Annotated in this window: 13 protein-coding genes; 5 read left to right on the top strand and 8 right to left on the bottom strand. The window is 46.7% G+C overall.

Annotated elements, in window-relative coordinates; all coding sequences use genetic code 11:
* Positions 1–28: 28 nt before the first annotated feature.
* On the bottom strand, positions 29–2530 hold the full coding sequence (locus EOO50_RS08945) for a T9SS type A sorting domain-containing protein (protein WP_290839365.1): 2502 nt from the start codon (positions 2528–2530) through the stop codon (positions 29–31).
* A gap of 264 nt (positions 2531–2794) precedes the next feature.
* Complete coding sequence (gene rpsA, locus EOO50_RS08940; RefSeq protein WP_290839363.1) at positions 2795–4564, bottom strand: 30S ribosomal protein S1; 1770 nt, start codon at positions 4562–4564, stop codon at positions 2795–2797.
* Between the two features lie 244 nt (positions 4565–4808).
* On the opposite strand from rpsA, the gene EOO50_RS08935 reads away from it, so the two are divergent.
* Positions 4809–8123 (top strand): T9SS type B sorting domain-containing protein, encoded by a 3315-nt coding sequence (locus EOO50_RS08935; protein ID WP_290839362.1) that lies wholly within the window; start codon positions 4809–4811, stop codon positions 8121–8123.
* A gap of 210 nt (positions 8124–8333) precedes the next feature.
* Here EOO50_RS08935 and EOO50_RS08930 read toward each other — a convergent pair whose 3' ends face one another.
* From EOO50_RS08930 to EOO50_RS08910, 5 genes are all read right to left on the bottom strand, one after another.
* Positions 8334–9653, bottom strand: coding sequence for a nucleoside permease (locus tag EOO50_RS08930; RefSeq protein WP_290839361.1), 1320 nt, complete (start codon positions 9651–9653; stop codon positions 8334–8336).
* 42 nt (positions 9654–9695) lie between these two features.
* The gene (gene cmk, locus EOO50_RS08925; RefSeq protein WP_290839360.1) at positions 9696–10379 is read right to left on the bottom strand and encodes a (d)CMP kinase; all 684 of its coding nucleotides are present in this window, start codon (positions 10377–10379) and stop codon (positions 9696–9698) included.
* Positions 10380–10381: 2 nt separating this feature from the next.
* Entirely contained in the window at positions 10382–11410 is a 1029-nt protein-coding gene (gene porQ, locus EOO50_RS08920; protein ID WP_290839359.1) for a type IX secretion system protein PorQ, read from the bottom strand.
* Between the two features lie 90 nt (positions 11411–11500).
* Positions 11501–13951, bottom strand: coding sequence for an endopeptidase La (lon, locus tag EOO50_RS08915; RefSeq protein WP_290839358.1), 2451 nt, complete (start codon positions 13949–13951; stop codon positions 11501–11503).
* A gap of 192 nt (positions 13952–14143) precedes the next feature.
* On the bottom strand, positions 14144–15046 hold the full coding sequence (locus tag EOO50_RS08910) for a DUF6252 family protein (RefSeq protein WP_290839356.1): 903 nt from the start codon (positions 15044–15046) through the stop codon (positions 14144–14146).
* A gap of 239 nt (positions 15047–15285) precedes the next feature.
* Here EOO50_RS08910 and EOO50_RS08905 point away from each other — a divergent pair, with 239 nt between their 5' ends.
* The 4 genes from EOO50_RS08905 to EOO50_RS08890 are packed head-to-tail and all read left to right on the top strand — an operon-like array spanning position 15286 to position 18156.
* Positions 15286–15840, top strand: a complete 555-nt coding sequence (locus EOO50_RS08905; RefSeq protein ID WP_290839355.1) for an RNA polymerase sigma factor — start codon at positions 15286–15288, stop codon at positions 15838–15840.
* 15 nt (positions 15841–15855) lie between these two features.
* On the top strand, positions 15856–16395 hold the full coding sequence (locus EOO50_RS08900) for an anti-sigma factor (RefSeq protein WP_290839354.1): 540 nt from the start codon (positions 15856–15858) through the stop codon (positions 16393–16395).
* Entirely contained in the window at positions 16379–17440 is a 1062-nt protein-coding gene (locus EOO50_RS08895; RefSeq protein WP_290839353.1) for a hypothetical protein, read from the top strand. The genes EOO50_RS08900 and EOO50_RS08895 overlap by 17 nt, the downstream gene beginning before the upstream one ends.
* 29 nt (positions 17441–17469) lie before the next feature.
* Positions 17470–18156, top strand: coding sequence for a head GIN domain-containing protein (locus EOO50_RS08890; RefSeq protein WP_290839352.1), 687 nt, complete (start codon positions 17470–17472; stop codon positions 18154–18156).
* Positions 18157–18233: 77 nt separating this feature from the next.
* On the opposite strand, the gene EOO50_RS08885 is transcribed toward EOO50_RS08890, so the two are convergent.
* A complete protein-coding gene (locus EOO50_RS08885; RefSeq protein WP_290839350.1) occupies positions 18234–19541 on the bottom strand; it encodes an MFS transporter in 1308 nt (435 codons plus the stop codon).
* Positions 19542–19556 lie beyond the last annotated feature (15 nt).

Here is a 19556-nt window from a genome sequence, read left to right as displayed (position 1 = left end):
CTTGACGAGGCTTCTTAAAATTATCTTACTAATTTTTAAGGAACTTGGTAACCGACGTACCTATTTCAGAAAAAACTTTTACATAATACTGTCCTTGCAATAAAGTCGACACATCAATCGTGGCATCGGTCTGTGGGCTTACATTTGTCAGCACCAATTGTCCGAGCGCGTTATAGAAACTGATCGATTTGAGCGCCGCATTATCTTTGGAGGCGATGCGTATTTCTTTGCCGGATGGATTCGGATACAACACAAAATGTTCTGAAAACTCAAAGTCGGCTGTTTGCAAAGTTTGGATAACAGTAATAGCGGGTTCGGTTACAACAGGGAAATTGTAATCGAAGTAAATCGAAGCCGAATTGCTGAAAGTGTCGCCAACGGTCAAGGTAGGTTTGGTCTTGATTTTAAATGCAATGAACCCATTGTTGCTCTCAGGCGCAAAAGGCAGGTCGATATTCTTGAAAATAAATTCAACACGTTCATTTATGGCACGGAATTCGAAATTATGGCTGGAAACCATAGGGATAAGAGTTTCTATATCGTATTTTGTTGTGTCGATGACATCCCTGACGACAATGTTATGAGCGTTCGCGTCACCCGTATTTTCGAATCGGATCACATAATGCACGTACTGGCCGGCCATTTCAGGACCTACAACCTGTCCTTCGATACATATCTTATCATTCGGGTCGTAAGAATTGGCAATTGTTTCATGAAAAACGATCGTATTGTCCTGTAGTTGCGTATCGCTAAGTGTTGATGATATCGTGGCCGTGTAATTCAAAATATCGCCTCCGTTCAATGGAGGTGTATCCATAGGTGAATTAAGATGGAACTTGATCGTGATCAATCTGCGTTCGAAAGGCTCAAGGTTTTCAAAATCCCAGACAAGATCACCCGCAGATTGTGTAGCTAAGGCAATATCGGAATCCACAAAATCCAATACAGACTCGTCATATTGCAAATGTACCGTGCCTGATTGATCCTGCGTTCCTTTATTCTTGATGAGCAATTGATAAGTTATCGTTTCTCCAGGAAGACACACATGTCTCGAAAACAACAGGACTTCAAGGTCAGGGAACGTACCATTCGGGGAAATGCAGAAATCATGTTGTAACGGACTTTCCTCATCAGGAAAAACCACACTGACCGAACTTGGCGATACCAAAAAATACTCAGGGTTTTCCAAGATTGGCGTCAAGGTGTGGTTTCCTGCAGGCAATGGTATGTTAAACGTATCTTGATTATAGAGGGAGATGCCGGTTTGAGTGCCATCTGTCAGACTCAGGCGAACAAAATTCGCATAATCGTCAGAGCCGTCACAACCGTTCATCTCATAATCATAACGAAGGACGCCGGTAAGGGCGTATGAGGCATCTAGAGGCGTGAACGAGCAATAGGAATTCACTTCGCAATTTTCAATCCCGTAATAATTGAGCTTATTATCTATATAGGCAAAAAGGGATTCTGGTACACATATATAACTTATGTCAGGATTCCCGTCAAACATAAGATCCGAAATACCGTTCGTTATGATATGCATTGTCGGTGCAAAAATCGATTGCAGGTTGTTATTATTGGCAAAAAATACCTCCATTTCAGGGCTGTTGCCCACATCGATCGACGTCAAATTATTGTCGTTGCAGAAAAGCCGTTTCAGGGAAACGCAATCGCTCAGGTCAAGTTCGGTCAATTGATTATTACTACATTCAAGGTGGACTAATTGTACTTTTCCTTCGAGGTCTAGCGAGGCAAACTGGTTATTATTGCATTGCAATATCTCCAGTTCGTCCAGACCAGCCAAATCGAGCTGACTAAGGCCGCTATTTTTACAATATATACGTTTCAGGGTTGGCCAGGAAGAGAGTGCTAAATCCGGCAGTTGCGGACTGTAGGAATAATCAAGATGTTCCAGCTGACTTAAACCGCTCATATTCAGCGAAACGAGACCGTTGCCGCCACATCTGAGTTTCTTTAGATTCGCAAGCATGGTAACATCCAATGAAACATAATTGTTAACCGAGCAATCTAACTCTTCGAGCGTAGAGTGTTGCGAAAAATCGGGTAATGGCAGATTCGGGCTGCTGGAATATCTTAAAATCTTTAGTGACGGAATATTGGAGATATTTAAAGATGTGAGGCCGCTTCCGCCGCAGTTTAATTCCTCTAGCTGCACCAAATCACTGCAGTCAATTTGTTGGATTAGATTTCCGGTACACGAGAGTTTTTTCAATTGGGTAAGCCCGCTAAAATCCAACGACTGGATGCCGGTAATATTGGAGCAATCCATCTCGATCAGATTCGCAAGCCCACTAATGTTAAAATTTATCACGTTCGTCACACCTCGGCACTTCAACGTTCGCAGGTTTGCAAATGCTTCAATGCCCGACATATTACCGGCACCAGGGCCTGAATCCCCCCATGAGCCGGAAACATCGAGATAGTATATCGCGATGGCTTCGTTTACTTGGATTTGCCCGTCAGAATTCGTGTCGATTGAAACCCAGGTTCCATTCACGTCTTTTGCCATATAAGTCTCGTCCGAAGCTGTAAGCAGTTTTGCCTTAAAATTGGTTGGGAGAGAAACAACCTGGGCTTCTGAGACAAGACCACTAAAGAATGTCAGGTAAATAACAATGAAGATTTTTTCATAACTATAGTTTACGATTGGAATATTGAACAGTTAACATAATTCGAAGCGTTGTGATTGGTAGACGTTTTTTTCTTTAAATGGTTGCGTCAAAAAAAAAAGCCCCGTATTTCTACGAGGCTTTATTATTAAGGCGAAAAGAAATTATTTCTTCTCGTTCTTCTCCATTTTAGCTTTCAAACCGGCAAGGATGTCGTTGTTGTCTCCCAACGTCGGCGCCGAAGCGTTGTTGTTGTTCGAGCTTTCTTGCGACTGGCGAACGTTCTTCTCCTCTTCCTCACGGAAAGTAGCAGTGTGAGACGCAACCACGCGCTTGAACTCCTTGTTGAATTCGATTACTTTGAATTGGGCAGTTTCACCTTTCTTAAGTTTCTTGCCGTCTTCTTTTTCAAGGTGACGCGCAGGGATGAACGCAACTACGTCATCTCCGAAGTCAACTGTCGCTCCTTTATCAACGATCTCAGCAATCGTCCCTTCGTGAAGGGTTCCAACTCCAAAGGCAGCTTCGTGCTTATCCCATGGGTTTGGTTGTGTTTGCTTGTGACCCAATGACAATTTGCGTCCGTCTACGTCAAGTTCCAATACGACAACTTCAAGTTTGTCACCAACGTTCACGAATTCTGAAGGGTGTTTCACTTTTTTAGTCCAAGAAAGGTCAGAGATGTAGATCAATCCGTCGATTCCTTCTTCCAATTCTACGAATACACCGAAGTTTGTGAAGTTACGAACGATACCTGTGTGTTTAGAACCTACAGGGTATTTAGACGTGATGTCGGTCCATGGATCTGGAGTCAATTGCTTGATACCAAGTGACATTTTGCGGTCTTCACGATCCAAAGTCAAGATTTGAGCTTCGACGACGTCGCCAACTTTCACGAAATCCTGAGCCGAACGCAAGTGCGTAGACCAAGACATTTCGCTAACGTGGATAAGTCCTTCAACGCCTTCAGCAACTTCGATGAAAGCACCGTAGTCAGCGATAACGACAACTTTTCCTTTCACTTTGTCACCAACTTTAAGCTCTTGACTCAAAGCATCCCATGGGTGAGCGTTCAATTGCTTAAGACCAAGTTGGATACGAGTTTTCTCGTCATCGAAATCAAGGATTACGACGTTCAATTTCTGGTCTAGTTCAAGAACTTCACTTGGGTGGTTGATACGTGACCAAGAAAGGTCAGTGATGTGGATAAGTCCGTCAACGCCTCCAAGGTCGATGAATACTCCGTAAGAAGTGATGTTTTTAACGACACCTTCGAGTACCTGACCTTTTTGCAATTGCCCGATGATCTCTTTCTTCTGTACTTCGATGTCAGCCTCGATAAGCGCTTTGTGCGATACTACGACGTTCTTGAATTCGTGGTTGATTTTCACGACCTTGAATTCCATGGTCTTGTTCACGTAGATATCGTAGTCACGGATCGGCTTAACGTCGATCTGCGATCCAGGAAGGAACGCCTCGATCCCGAAAACGTCCACGATCATACCACCTTTAGTGCGGCATTTCACGAATCCGTTTACGATTTCGCCAGTGTCATGAGCGTTGATAACGCGATCCCATGATTTGATGGTTCTAGCTTTACGGTGAGAAAGTACGAGTTGTCCTGTCTTGTCCTCACGAACGTCGATCAAGACTTCTACTTTGTCTCCAACTTTCAGGTTCGGGTTGTAACGGAATTCGTTCAACGAGATAACACCTTCTGATTTGGCGTTGATGTCGACGATTACGTCACGGTCAGTCATTCTCACGACTGTTCCGTCCACTACTTCTTCCTGATCTGTTGCGATGAAGGTTTTTGAAACGAGTTCCTCGAATTCCTTCAAGTTTGTCTCATCAACGGCGTCGATACCTTCTTGGTAGTTGTTCCAGTTGAAGTTGTTCAAAAAGTCTTCTTGTGTTTTTAATAATTCAGACATGCTGATTAATAATTTGTATCCTGCTTTTACCGGATTTCTTAACAGATTAAAAACAGAAGTTGTTTTTTTGTTTTTTTAGCGCCTTTCCGGAAATCCGTTCTCCATCAAAAAGGTGTGCAAAATTAAGGCATATTTATTTACCTGCCAAACAAGTAAACCAAATATTGTCTTAAAATGTTAAATGAAAATGGCGGACATGAATTTTTCGTAAATTGTCGAACAACAACAAATTGCTATTCGAACCGTGGAAATAATTTTACGCCCACGAATTTCCGCTATTGCAACAATCTCAACGAAGCTTGCGGGAAGTCTTTTGCTGTTTTTTCTGTTGTTTTTTTCGACCGGAACATCGGCGCAACTCGTCGTAAGCAAGACCGACGAAACCTGCGACGGCAACGCCAAGATTACATGTACGATTACCAATCCGGCTCCATCGGCGACGTTCGAATTCCGAATCTTCAAACTACCGGATCTCGTCACTCCTATTTCCATACTGACATCGAACGGAGGCGAACTCACAGGTCTGGACGCCGGAACGTATCGCGTGGTTGCGACGGTAACTGTGAGCGGTGTTCCGACTACGTTTCCGTCCCAGGACGTCACGATCGTAGAAATGATTACGCCCTTGCAGATCAGCGCGACTTTTACCGAGGAACATTGCGAGGACGGCACGATAACCGCAGTCGTCACGGCCGGGTTCCCGCTCGAGTATGAATTGTTCGAAGGTCCTGAAACCGTAAGCCCGCAAAGTTCGCCTCTCTTCACGGGATTGTTGCCCGGGCTTTACACCTTACGCGTGACCGATATATGCGGCGCAAAACAATCCATATCGGTAACGGTTCCGCATAACGAAGTCGTATTCTATGTAGGCGGCATGGGTTTTCTTCCCGAACTCCCCGATTGCAACCACATTACCGTCACGAATCCCGTTTATCCAGCCGATCTCGACGATGATAATTTGCTCTATCCATTGACAATGGTTTACACGGTTTATTCGCCGAACGGAACCAATAATGTCGTTTTGAGCAATATCGGCACGACGGGAAATCCTGATTCGTACACGGCTTTGCAGACCATCCCGTTCTGGTACGGCCAAATGTACACGTACGACTTGACCGTGACCGACGCTTGCGGCACGACGGTTTCATTTCCGGGCAACGTCGTCGATTTGACGTTGACGGCTTCATTCGTGCCCCAGTTGGGCGAGTGCAGCCAATACTTTTTCTATATCGAGCCGTCGGTTTACGTCGCTCCTTACAATATCGTATTTACATCTTTTCCCGCCGGTTTCGATCCGACGACGTACAACCCGAATCATCCCGGACCCTTTTCAGGTTCCACGACCGATTACGGCGACGACACGAATACCGTTCCGTTCGGCGATTACAGTTTTACGCTTACCGACGCTTGCGGCCACACGTATTCGGACACCCAGACTCTGGAACCGCCTGATTATACGATACACGCGATTCCGGTTCCGCATCCGGGTTGCGAGGCGTATTTGAGCGATGTGCAGATTCAGGTTATCGAATTCGACATCGCCTCGATCGTGATTACGGTCGCGCCTCCTGAATTCCCGTATCCATTGCCGTTCCAGGTTCCCGCGGCATGGATTACCGAACCACAGGAAGCGTGGCTCTTCGACTTGTGGTCGGGCAATTACACGATTGAGATTACTGACACTTGCGGTCTCGTCCATCCAAAAGATTTTACGGTCGACCCATTCCTGGCAAATCTGCCGCTCAATGATTCGACACGCGCCGATTGTGAACTTGGCAAAGGAGGAATTCGGGTACGTGGCGGAAACGCGAACCTGATCACCTCGGTCATCATCACGGCGGCTCCCGCGGGTTTCCCTGAACCGTTGCCGTTCGACGCATCGCTTTATATCGCAGGCGGAACCTTCACGATGGGCGGCCTGCTTCCCGGCGATTACACGATGGTCATTACCGACAACTGCCTCGTCCATCCGCCCGAAGTGTTCACGGTCATGCAATATCTGCCGCCTGTAAGCGACATTCAATTATCCAAAAATTGCGCGTCGTTCAATTTGGCGATCGCACATACGTCGAACGCGACGACGCAAAAATTCTGGTTGCAGAAGAAAAATTCATCAAACCAATGGACGCAACCGAATACCGGGACGGTTTATGTCGATGGAATTCCTTTCAGTGCCGCGAACGCACTGGAACTCCAAAACAACAGCCCGAACCTGAACCTGCAGTACATAGGCGAATTCAGATTGGTCACGACATTCCAGGCGTATGAGAACGGCAATATCGCCCCCACGAAGGAATGTATGGAAACGTTGCTGGAATTTGACAATACAGGTGACGTGGAAATTGTCGACGTTATAAAACTGACCTGTGACGGCGCACTCATAAGCGTCAAGGTAATTGCCGACGGGGTGCCTCCATTCCACTACAAAATCATCGAAAAGAACGGAAATCCATTCGTGATCGACAACGGCAACAACGATACGTTTATTGATCTGGAACCTGCGGTCTATAAATTCTCGGTAGAACATTTTTGCGGGCAATCGGTCGTGAAAGTCGTGGATATCGCGTCGCTCCCATCGCTTATAAATGCGATTCAGCCGAACTTTCCGTTGATAGCGTGCGACGACGACGATCGCGATGGAACGGCTGACTTTGACCTTACGCAATTCAACGCGACGATCATCGGAACCCAAGACCCGAACGACTTCGCGCTGACCTATCACAGTTCGTTGGAAGATGCCGAAGACGGCGTGGACGCGCTTGCACAACCCTATAATTCCGCGACGGCTCAGTTGTTCGCACGCCTCAAGTTTACGAATGGCGACTGTTACCAAGTCGTTTCTGTCGAAGTCATCGTAAACGAATATCCGAAACTCGACATGGAATTGCGTTACGGTTTATGTCCGAATGCGTCGCTTAACATTGTCGCCGATTCCGGAATGGATTCCTATTTATGGTCATCGGGCGAAACCACGAACCAAATTACGGTTTCAACAGCGGGAACGTACACGCTTACAGTGACGCAAACCAATAACGGAATTACGTGTACGGGAATGTATACGATCGAAGTCGTTCCTGTTGTTTCCCCAACGATACGCGAAGTCGAAGTCACCGATTGGACTGACAGTAACAATACCATCGTCGTCCACACGAACGAAACCGACACAGGCGATTTCCTGTATTCGATCGACGGCACGAATTACCAGCAATCGAATACGTTCACGAATCTCATGCCGGGCGAATACCACGTTTGGATAAAGGACATTGGCGGTTGCGGCGACGATGACGAGATCGTGCATTTGCTCATGTATCCGCGATTCTTCACGCCTAACGCCGACGGTTACAATGATTATTGGAAAGTCAAATACGACCAATACGAGCCTGCGCTTTACACGTACATTTACGACCGATATGGAAAACTGATCACGGGATTTCCCGTCGGTTCACAAGGCTGGGACGGAACGTATAATGGGAAACTCTTACCGTCGACCGATTATTGGTTTTTGGTGATTCGTGAAAATGGAAAGGAAAAACGAGGGCATTTTTCGATGAAAAGATAGTTTTAGTGCCTGAGTGCCTGAGTGCCTGAGTGCCTGAGTGCAAATTACAAAATGAAAAAAGTCGGACATCAAAATCCGACTTTTTTTATAAATCTTTTTTAATTTTTTTACCTGAGTTTTGAGTGACTTAAAATATAATTGAAAAAGATTATTCTTTTTCTGAAAACGAACTCAGGCACTCAGTTTCTCAGTCACTCAGGCACTTTCCAATCAATGCCCGACATTCACAACTTCCGCCGAATCGTGCTTATGCTTAAACAAAACCGCAAACGCAATAGCAACGATCAACGCATAAACCGCGAACGAAAACCAGATGCCGTGCCAGTCTTTCAATCCGTCGACGGTAAAATAATTTTGGATCACGTAACCGCTGATCGAGCTTCCGAGGATCGCACCGAAACCGTTCGTCATCATCATGAAAACGCCTTGAGCCGACGATCTGATTTTCGAATCCGTAGTCGTTTCGACGAACAACGATCCTGAGATGTTGAAAAAGTCGAACGCCATTCCGTAGATGATATTCGACAAAATAATAAGCAATAAACCGAAAGATTCCGGCGCCCCGAAAGCAAAGAAACCAAATCGCAAAACCCAAGCGAACATACTGATCAAAATCACGTTCTTGATGCCGAATCGCTTTAGGAAAAAAGGAATCGCCAGGATGAACAACGTTTCGGAAATCTGGGAAATCGACACGATCATCGTCGAATAACGAACCACGACCGAGTCGGCATATTCAGGAATATTCTTAAAGTCTTTTAAATAAGTGTCGCCGTACATATTGGTCAACTGCAACGCGGCGCCGAGGAACATCGAAAAGAAAAAGAACAACGCCATTTTCGAATCGCCGAGCAATCGGAACGCATCCAAACCGAGCTTTTTGGAAAGAGGCGCGTCTTTGTCGATGAGTTTCATCGGCGGACATTTCGGTAAACTGAACGAGTATAATCCCAACAATATCGCTCCGATTCCGGCGAAATAGAATTGGTTCGCATTCAACGAATTTCCGAACAACGAAGCGAATTTCGTCCCGACGTCAATCCCGAAAGTCAAAGGCGAAAACGTATCGCTGAACAAATTCGTGATCCACATCGCCACGATAAAACCGATCGTTCCCCAAACCCGAATCGGCGGAAACACCTTTATCACATCGTAGTCATTATCCTTCAATATCTTGTACGACAAAGCATTCGAAAGCGAAATCGTCGGCATATAAAAACACATTCCTAGGAGTAAAATCCAGAAGAAATTCACGGGATTGTCGGTTCCGGCCAAGACAAACAATGTCGCGCCGTACAAAATGTGCAGAATTCCGTAGAGTTTTTCGAGATTCATCCATCGGTCGGCGATGATTCCCATCAACGCGGGCATAAAAATCGAGGCGATTCCCAAAGTCGAAAATACGGCGCCAAATTCCTGTCCCGACCATTTTTTAAAGTCGAAGCCGTATGTTCCTAAAGTTGTAAGCCACGCGCCCCAAACAAAAAATTGCATGAAGCTCATGGCGGTAAGTCGTAATTTTAAACTCATAAAAGGTTTGGTTTGTTATGGCCGTAAATCTAAGGAATCGATTTAGATTTTGTACACGAGGTCGAGTACTTTATCGAGTTGGTCTTCGCGGCTAAGGTGTGAATTGTCGATTTCGATCGCGCCATCGGCTTTGCGCAATGGAGAATCGTCCCGGTGCGTGTCGATGTAGTCGCGTTCTTCCACGTTTTTAAACACTTCGTCGAACGTGACGGTCTGCCTTTTTTCGATCAGTTCTTCGTACCGACGTTGGGCGCGCGTGTGCGGGCTCGCGTTCATGAAAATCTTTAGTTCCGCATCGGGGAAAACGACGGTCCCGATGTCGCGTCCGTCCATCACGATGCCTTTGTCCTTGCCCATCTGCTGTTGTTGTTCGACGAGTTTGGCGCGCACCTGCGATATTTCGGCAACTTTGCTTACGAATCCGGAGACTTCGATCGTCCGGATTTCAGCTTCGACGTTTTTGTCGTTCAAAAACATTTCCCCAAAGCCCAATTCGGCGTTGAAGACGAAATGCAATTTTATCTTCGGAAGCAATTCCACGAGGCGTCCGACGTCGAAATGATGCGCATCGATCAAATGGTGTTGCATCGCGAAAAGCGTTACTGCGCGGTACATCGCACCCGTATCGACGTACACGTAGCCGAGTTGGCGCGCGAGTTGTTTCGCCAAAGTACTTTTTCCGGTCGACGAAAATCCGTCTATCGCGATCGTAATTTTTCTATCCACAATCAATATTCTTCTCCAAAATTAATGGTCAGCCCGAACAGGCTGGTGTTGGCCGCAAGCGAATAACGCGAGTACGAGTAATTGAATTTGAGCCTGTTCAACTTGAGACCGAAACCCGCTGAAATTCCTGCGAAGTTGCGCTGTTCCAGAATCCGCATTTCCTCGCCTCGTCTAAAATTGTATCCGATTCGTACGTTGAAGCTTTTCTTCGGAAACAATTCGGCCCCGACAATTACGTGGCGCAACGCATTGTTGAAGAACGACACTTTCTCAGGCGTCGAACCGCCGTCGATATTGCCCTCGGCTCGAGCCGGATTCGAGAACGAAACGTCCCACTGCTGCAGGTTTTCCAATGTCAAATGCCAACGCAACGGCACGTTTTCAGGTTCCTGGGAAACGCCGAACAGGATTTCGTTCTGTACGCGTTCGTTCGCGCCTGCGTAAGTCGTGAATTGCATGCCGAGATTCCGGATCGAAAACGCCCAGTTGATATCGTTCACGTCATCGATGTAAATCGCACCGAAGTCAATCGCGCCACCGAATGAATTATAGCTTTCAAGCGTCGATGAAATCAGTTTTCCCGTCGCGCCCAGATATAAATTCGTAAACGGGACATTGTAGGCGTATCCGACCGACAACGCGATTTCACTTCCCGAAAAGTCTTGTGTTTTCTGTCCGTTTTCGTCGTAACCTTCGAAATTTCCGTAATTCACGTAATTCACGCCGGCTTGCAACGTTTGCACGTGTCGGTCGTAAACGTAAGCGTATGAGGCCGTGCCGTATGTGACTTCGCCAAAATAACTTCCGTAATTCAACGCGAGCCGATTGTCCATCTCGGGATTTATCGTCGCCGGGTTGAAATTCGCGGTGTTCGGGTCTTCGTCGTAGATAGTAAGCACTTTTCCGCCTAAAGCTGCCTGCCTCGGCGATGTCACCAGATTGAGAAATTGATAGACGCCTTTACCTCCTATCTGCGCGAAAGACAGCGCATTGCATAAAAATAAGGTTACAAGGAGGAATTTTCTTAGCATATTTCGTAGCGGATTACCCGAGGTTATAACGCTGATGCGAAGATATTATTTTTACAAAAATAAACCCCTGTGAAAACAGAGGTTTTATTTCTATAAAGTTTTTGCGTTTTTGACCTTCTGGTCCGTAAGCGCAAATTTCAAAACTTCGTGCATTTCCTTTACATAATGGAACGTCAATCCTTCGATGTAATCGGCTTTGATCTCGTCTATGTCCTGCCTGTTCTCGTGGCAAAGAATGATTTCCTTTATGCCGGCGCGTTTCGCGGCGAGGATTTTCTCCTTGATGCCGCCAACGGGAAGCACTTTTCCACGTAACGTAATTTCGCCAGTCATCGCCAAATGTTTCTTGACCCGTTTTTGCGTGAGCAACGAAACCAATGATGTGAGCAACGCGATTCCTGCGCTCGGTCCGTCTTTCGGCGTCGCACCTTCAGGAATGTGGATATGGATGTTGTGTTTCGAGATCACGTCGGCATCGAGACCGAGGAATTTGTCGTTCGCCTTAATATATTCGAGCGCGATCGTCGCCGATTCCTTCATCACGTTACCTAAATTTCCGGTTAAGGTCATCGACCCTTTTCCCTTGGATATCAACGATTCTATGAACAAGATGTCACCACCTACCGACGTCCAGGCCAAACCTGTCACGACTCCCGCGACTTCATTGCTTTCATATTTGTCGCGCTCCATTCTTGGTACGCCGAGTATCTTTACGATGTCGGTGTCGTTGACTTTCACGTTGTATTCTTCCTCCATCGCGACCGATTTGGCCGTGTTGCGAACGACTTGGGCGATCTTGCCTTCAAGACCACGAACGCCCGATTCGCGCGTATAACCTTCGACGATTTTCTCGAGTTGTTTTTTGCCGATGACGAAATCCTTTGGCGTAAGGCCGTGTTCCTTCAATTGTTTCGGAAGCAAATGCTGACGTGCGATTTCGACCTTTTCCTCTATCGTGTAACCCGACATCCTGATGATTTCCATACGATCTCGCAAAGCCGGCTGTATCGCGCCCAGGTTGTTCGATGTCGCGATGAACATCACCTTCGACAGATCATAACCCATTTCAAGGAAGTTGTCGTAAAACGAATTGTTCTGTTCAGGATCGAGCACTTCGAGCAATGCCGACGATGGATCGCCCTGGTTGCTGTTCGAAAGTTTGTCGATCTCATCCAAAACGAAAACCGGATTCGAAGTACCCGCTTTCTTCAGACTTTGGATGATTCGTCCTGGCATCGCGCCAATGTATGTTTTTCTGTGTCCGCGGATCTCGGCCTCGTCGCGCAAACCGCCCAGGGAAATTCGGACGTATTCGCGACCCAAAGCCTCGGCGACCGATTTCCCGATCGACGTTTTCCCGACACCCGGAGGTCCGGTCAAACAAATGATCGGTGACTTCATGTCGTTGCGCAATTTTAGGACGGCGAGATATTCGACGATGCGTTTCTTGACGTCTTCAAGACCGAAATGATCGCGATCGAGAATTTTCTGGGCGCGTTTCAAATCGAAATTATCTTTGCTGAAATTGTTCCAGGGTAGTTCGAGGAACAGTTCGAGGTAACTTCTTTGGATGCCGAAATCAGGCGCCTGTGGATTCATGCGTTGCATTTTGAGCAACTCCTTATCGAAGTGTTTCGACGTTTTTTCGTCCCACTTTTTGGCCTTCGCTTTTTGTCGCATTTCCTCGACTTCCTGCTCGCCCGAAACGCCGCCCAGTTCTTCCTGGATGGTTTTCATCTGCTGGTGCAGAAAATATTCGCGTTGTTGCTGGTCGAGGTCGAATCGGACCTTGCTTTGAATGTCGTTCTTGAGTTCGAGTTTCTGCAATTCGACGTTCATGTAACGCAATGTTTCCAAAGCGCGTTCCTTCAACACGTTTATGGCGAGCAGGTTTTGCTTGTCGTTCACGGGCAGATTCATGTTCGAAGACACGAAGTTGATCAGGAACGAATGGCTTTCGATGTTCTTGATCGCAAAAGTAGCTTCCGAAGGAATATTCGGGCTTTCCTTCACGATCTGTATCGCAAGTTCTTTGATGGAATCGACGATCGCGAAGAATTCGGTATCGTGGACTCCCGGCCGAACTTCCTCGACTTCTTTTACCGAAGCGCGCAGATACGGTTTCTCTGAAATCATCGCATCGATCTCGAAACGCTTCTTGCCTTGAAGAATGACGGTGACGTTTCCGTCGGGCATTTTCAAGACGCGCAGGATTTGAGCGACGGTTCCTATTTTATGGATGTCGTTTTTCGTCGGATCTTCGTCTTCCTCATTCTTTTGTGCGACGACACCGATGATCTTGTTGCCGGCGTTCGCATCGTTGATAAGTTTGATGGATTTGTCGCGCCCGGCTGAAATTGGAATGACGACACCAGGAAAAAGTACGGTGTTTCTCAATGGAAGAATCGGCAATGAAGCGGGTAATTCCTCTCGGTTCATTTCCTCTTCATCCTCGGGCGTCAAAAGCGGGATAAGCTCGGCATCGGAATCGAAATTCTGAAGCGACAAATTGTCAATCGATAAAATTTTATGCTGTGACATGCGTGGTATTGTGACAGTGTGACAGTCAAAAAAATCGACTGTGGCACAAAGATAGGTTAACAAATGTTTACGGTTGGTTTAAAATCGATGTATGACGCATTAAAACGATACGCGCCGAAAAAGCCAAAAGTTGTGCCAAAAAAAATCCGCCAACGGGCGGATTTATACTTTGAAATGCATTTTTGTTTTCGATCAATACGCGGCGTCGAAGGTTCCATTCGTGATCTGGAAGGTTTGTGTACCGTCGACAACCGTTGCGGTAAACGTACCTTTCACGCGATCGGCCGTGATTTCAGTGATGATTACCGTTCCTGTCGTCGCCAGACCTCCGTTTCCGTCAGGATTCGTGAACACGACCTGAACCATGTCGGTATTCGGGCTTCCCGTGATCGGGTAACTTCCCGTATCGATGTCCGACTTTACACTGACCGTGATCGCCGTTTCTCCCGACTGACCCGCAACCGAGATGAAATCCATACCTCCAACCGAAGTTTCCGCCGTGAGGATATCGCCCGCTGTAAACGCGGTTCCATCGACAGTTGCCGTGAACGTATCGCCTGTCGGACTGTCGGTCACATAAGGAAGATTCGTGAATATACCGTTCGTGAATTGTTTCGGCGCGACGGTTTCGTCGGTGTTTGACCAATAACCCGTAAAGTTGAACGTTCCCGAAATCGTGTGGTTTGCCGTATTTATTTCGGTAATCGTGATCGTTCCCGTATTCGCGGTATCATCCTCAGGATTTATCGACCAATAGCCGTATTGTGAACCCGACGGATTGAACGCCAAAAGATTCTCGTTCGCGGGATAAGCGCCGATTTGCGTCGCATCGATGATGAACCCGAAGCTGTCGCCGTTCGCACGCAAAGCGGTCAGTAAGATCGAACTTTCAGAAACGAAAACCTGGGTAGTCAGCGCCGTATATGTATTTCCGTCAAAATCCACTTTAAAAGAACCGGGATCGTTTGGATTGGGATTATTCGGATCTTCGGGCTCCGGAACGATAATGTTCGGATCGAGCGGCTCAACGTCGCAAGCCGTGAAATTAAGTACGGTGAAAAAGGCAAAAAGGCCGATCAGCAATTTATTTTTCATGGTAGTTGTTAGTTTTGGCCAAATATAGTTTTTTGGGTGCAAAGTGCAATGTCCAAAGCGCAAAGTTTTGCGTGAAGCAGCGACAAATTCTGCAGAAATAATATGCGAAATTTTTACTTTAGCGTCGGTTTTTCAGGGTAATACTTTGCGCTTTGCACCATGCGCTTTGAACTTTCTCAAAAAAAACTGTAACAAACAAATCTACCTCCTGTCATTAACCACAAATCACAAATAACCGATTGAGCTTAGCCGGCCACAAAATAGAGGAACTGATATCACTTTGCAAGCGCAAGGACCAGCGCGCGCAGTTTGAAATCTACAACCGCTACAGCAAAGCGATGTACAACGTGGCGCTGAGAATCGTGAAAGACGAGCATTACGCTGAGGATGTGATGCAGGAAGGTTTCCTCAGGGCTTTCCTCAAAATCGACGATTACCGGCAGGAAGTCGCGTTCGGCGCATGGCTCAAGAAAATTATCGTGAATTACAGCATTGATTTCTATAAGAAGAACAGCCGTTTTCCGCAGGAAGATTTCGATCGGGTCGTGTACAAACTCGAGGATGAACCTGAAACGTCACACGAAGGAATCAGTTTTGCGAATATCAAGGCGAACCAGGTTCTCGACACGATCGGGGCGTTAAAGGAAAGCTATCGAATGGTCCTCACGTTGTTCTTCATCGAAGGTTACGACCAGGAAGAAATCACTGAGATTCTCGGCATCAATTACGGAAACTGCAGGACGTTGTTGAGTCGGGCGAAAGAAAATTTAAGAAAGAAGCTTCAGGAAATCTGAAAAATAAACATGACTATGAAAACGGAAAATGACAGCATCGAAAGCCTGTTTACGCAACTTGAAGGCCAATGGGATATTTACGAACCGAGCCGGGGACATTCGGAGCGCTTTCTCGACAAACAATCGCGCAAGACTCAGAAAGTGCGCTGGTTCCCGATGTCGATAGCCGCATCGATTTTACTCGCCGTGGGTTGGTTCACGTTCATCAACAACAACAATCCCGGACGTCAGCAGCAGATTGCCGAGATGTCGAGCCAGACGCGGGAAACCGATTCGGTATTCACGGCCATCATCAAATACGAGATGCAACGCATCAAACAGAAAAATTCACCCATCAATCAACAAATCATTAAAGACGCGCTCGCCCAACTTGAGGAAATGGACGCCGACTATGAGAAAATCAAGACCGATCTCGCAAAAGGAGGCGAAAGCCAACAATTGATCCACGCGTTGGTCAGCAATCTCAAGACGCAAATTTCCTTCCTTGAAAACATATTGGACAAAATCGAGCAGAACGAACAATTAAACGACACTACCAATGAAAAAGTTATGTAATATCCTAGTTCTCCTATTAACTCCTGCCCTTTTGATGGCGCACGGGATCGAAGAGGGAAAATACAATAAGCAGAAGCGCATCAATAAAGCGTATGCAGTGAATTCCGACGCCGGAATCGACATCGAAAACACGTTCGGACCTGTTTTCGTAACCACTTGGGACGAAGACAAGATCGAACTCGACATCACGATCAAAGTGAGCGGAAACAATGAGGAATGGGTCAACAAACGTCTAGAGTCGATCGACGTCGACATCAACGCGCTCACGAATTTGGTGAGTGCGACCACGAAAATCGGAAATGTTTCAGGAAGATCGGGCAACGGGAATTCGATGGAAATCAGTTACACGATCAAAATTCCTAAAAAAGGCGCGATGAAAGTGTCGAACAAGTACGGAGACGTGTTGTCGTCGGACATCTTCGGTCCCGTAAAACTCAACGTGAAGTACGGGAACGTAAAACTCGCCAAATTAAATAGCGCGGGGAATACGCTCGATATGGAATACTGCGGTTCGGTGAACATCGAGCGCATCAAATCGGGATCGATCCATGCCAATTACTCGAAGGTCAACATCGGCAGTTATGACAATCTCACGGTCAATTCGAATTACACCGACATCACGGCAATCGACGGCGACAACATCAAATACGACAGCAATTACGGCAAACTTAATTTCCAAAAGATCGGCAATCTTGAAGGAAACGGCGATTATTTGACCGTGGTCGCGGGAGAATTGTCGGGCAACCTGAGCATTTCGGCGAGTTATACGAACATTAAAGTCAGCAATGTAACGGCTGCAGCCAAAAACATTTACGTGACCGGCGGTTACAATACGGTCGATCTGCGGTATGCCGACGGTTACGATTTCGATTTCGAAGTCAACGGGAAATACACGAACATGAACTTCGACGACAATCTTCAAGTCAACTCGAAACAGGAAACCAACAAAGACAAAGTGTTCAAAGGTTTCCACAAAAAACAAGGCGGCGGCAAAGTCATCATCGTCGGGAAATATGGAAACGTCACATTGAAAAGCAATCGTTAATCAGGTTTCGGCCACAATCACAATCAATCATGAAAAACACGATCACATTTGCAGCAATCCTTGCCGTATCGGCTTTCGCGACCGCACAGGAAAGTAAAGACATCAAGACCGAAAAATATGACGAGATTGTCGTCGCCGGTTCCTACACAGTAGAACTGGTTTCAGGAATTGAAGGCGAAATCACCGTTTCAGGCGAGGCCGACGACCTTAAAAAACTCGTCGTCGAAAGTGACGGCAGTACGCTTAAAATCCATCACAACAAGGAATTCGGATGGAAAGGCAACAAAAAACCAGTGAAAATCACGGTTCCTGTGGAATCTATAAACAAAGTCACGCTTTCAGGATCGGGCAGCATCACGGGCGCGAATGTGATCAAGACAAATCATTTCGAAGCGACGCTTTCAGGTTCGGGAAAAATTAACCTAAACCTCGATGCTGGCGAAATCGAAGTTTCCATGAGCGGATCGGGAAAAATCGAGCTTAAAGGGAAAGCCGACAAATTCGAATCGAACATCTCAGGTTCGGGCAACATCAAAGCATTCGAACTCGCGACGGCAACAGCAAACGCGAATCTTTCGGGCTCCGGAAATTGTGAAATCAACTGCTCGGAAGCGATCGTCGCGCGAATTTCAGGTTCCGGCCGAATCCACTACAAAGGAAATCCTGCCAAGGAAGACACAAAAATCGTGGGTTCAGGCGGCGTCACAAAGTCGTAAAACAACAGGAAAAAGGATTTTCATAACCGTAAACTTTGATTTACGACGTAAGTTAAAAGTTAGCGCTGACGCCTTGCTCAATCGAGTGAGGCGTCTTTTTTTGGGATGCGTTTGAGCAGGATGATTCCAATCACGAAGAAGGACGCGAGGAACACGATCGCGAAACGCGGGCTGCCAGTAACTTGGTCGATGATGCCGTAAATGCACATCCCGATCACGATTCCTACTTTCTCGGCTACATCGTAGAAACTAAAGAACGAAGCCGTGTCGTTAGTTTCAGGAAGGAATTTAGAATAGGTCGAGCGCGACAACGATTGGATGCCGCCCATGACCAACCCGACGAGCGACGCCATCACGTAAAATTCAATCGGTTTGGTGATGAAATAAGCACCCGCACAAAGTATCGCCCAAAAAATATTGATTCCGACAAGCACAGGAATATTTCCGTATTTCGCCGACGCTTTCGATGTAAGGACCGCGCCCAAGACCGCCACAAGCTGGATCAACAAAATACAGATGATAAGCCCGAATGTGCTTTGTTCCGGATTCTCCCACTTAATTTCCTGGCTCCCGAAATATGTCGCGACGAGCATTACGGTCTGGACGGCCATGCTGTACACGAAGAATCCCGACAGATAACGCTTTAGCCTAATGTTCGACGACAATTGTCCCCAGACTTTCTTAAGCTCGCGAAACCCGTTGAAGACAACCGACCGCGTGAATTTTTGCGAGTTTTGGTTTCCCTTCGGAAGATATATGTATGTGTATTGGCTGAACAAAATCCACCAAATCCCGACGGCGATGAATGAGTATCGCATCTGCATTTCGCGTGCGGCATCGTCTTCGGCCGACATGACCATCGCAAGGTTGATGACAAGCAACACGACGCTCCCGATGTAGCCCAACGAATACCCTTTCGCGCTTATCGAATCCTGTTGTTCCGGAAACGCGATGTCAGGCAAATAACTGTTGTAGAAAACAAGGCTTCCCCAAAATCCGACGAGCCCGAAGAAATAACAAATCAATCCCGGATAAATATTTTCAAGGTTGAACCAATACAATCCGACGCACGACAACGCGCCCAGATAGTTGAAAAAACGCATGAACATTTTCTTGTTCCCGACATAATCGGCAATTCCCGACAACATCGGGGACAAGATCGCGACGAGCAAAAACGCACCCGCCGTCACGAAGCTGATGAGCGCCGAATTCTTGACATATCCGCCGAAAATCACGACGACGCGATCGCTGCGCAGCGCAAACAACTGATCGTAAAAGATCGGGAATATCGCCGACGCAATCGTAAGCGTGTAAACCGAATTCGCCCAATCATAGAACGCCCAAGCGTTGAGTAACTTCTTGTCGCCCTTTTGTAAATCAGCCATAAAGGAAAGTTTTGG

Source organism: Flavobacterium sp., assembly GCF_004211145.1.
GTDB lineage: Bacteria > Bacteroidota > Bacteroidia > Flavobacteriales > Flavobacteriaceae > Flavobacterium.
Note: the sequence above shows the minus strand (reverse complement) of the source record. Positions and strands in the feature narration are given on the sequence as shown.

Excerpts from the sequence above, each read along its gene's own strand:
- lon (WP_290839358.1), bottom strand. The coding sequence starts at position 13,951 with ATGTCACAGCATAAAATTTTATCGATTGACAATTTGTCGCTTCAGAAT.
- rpsA (WP_290839363.1), bottom strand. The coding sequence starts at position 4,564 with ATGTCTGAATTATTAAAAACACAAGAAGACTTTTTGAACAACTTCAAC.
- EOO50_RS08945 (WP_290839365.1), bottom strand. The coding sequence starts at position 2,530 with ATGGCAAAAGACGTGAATGGAACCTGGGTTTCAATCGACACGAATTCT.
- EOO50_RS08890 (WP_290839352.1), top strand. The coding sequence starts at position 17,470 with ATGAAAAACACGATCACATTTGCAGCAATCCTTGCCGTATCGGCTTTC.
- EOO50_RS08895 (WP_290839353.1), top strand. The coding sequence starts at position 16,379 with ATGAAAAAGTTATGTAATATCCTAGTTCTCCTATTAACTCCTGCCCTT.
- EOO50_RS08930 (WP_290839361.1), bottom strand. The coding sequence starts at position 9,653 with ATGAGTTTAAAATTACGACTTACCGCCATGAGCTTCATGCAATTTTTT.
- EOO50_RS08900 (WP_290839354.1), top strand. The coding sequence starts at position 15,856 with ATGAAAACGGAAAATGACAGCATCGAAAGCCTGTTTACGCAACTTGAA.
- EOO50_RS08910 (WP_290839356.1), bottom strand. The coding sequence starts at position 15,046 with ATGAAAAATAAATTGCTGATCGGCCTTTTTGCCTTTTTCACCGTACTT.
- EOO50_RS08885 (WP_290839350.1), bottom strand. The coding sequence starts at position 19,541 with ATGGCTGATTTACAAAAGGGCGACAAGAAGTTACTCAACGCTTGGGCG.
- porQ (WP_290839359.1), bottom strand. The coding sequence starts at position 11,410 with ATGCTAAGAAAATTCCTCCTTGTAACCTTATTTTTATGCAATGCGCTG.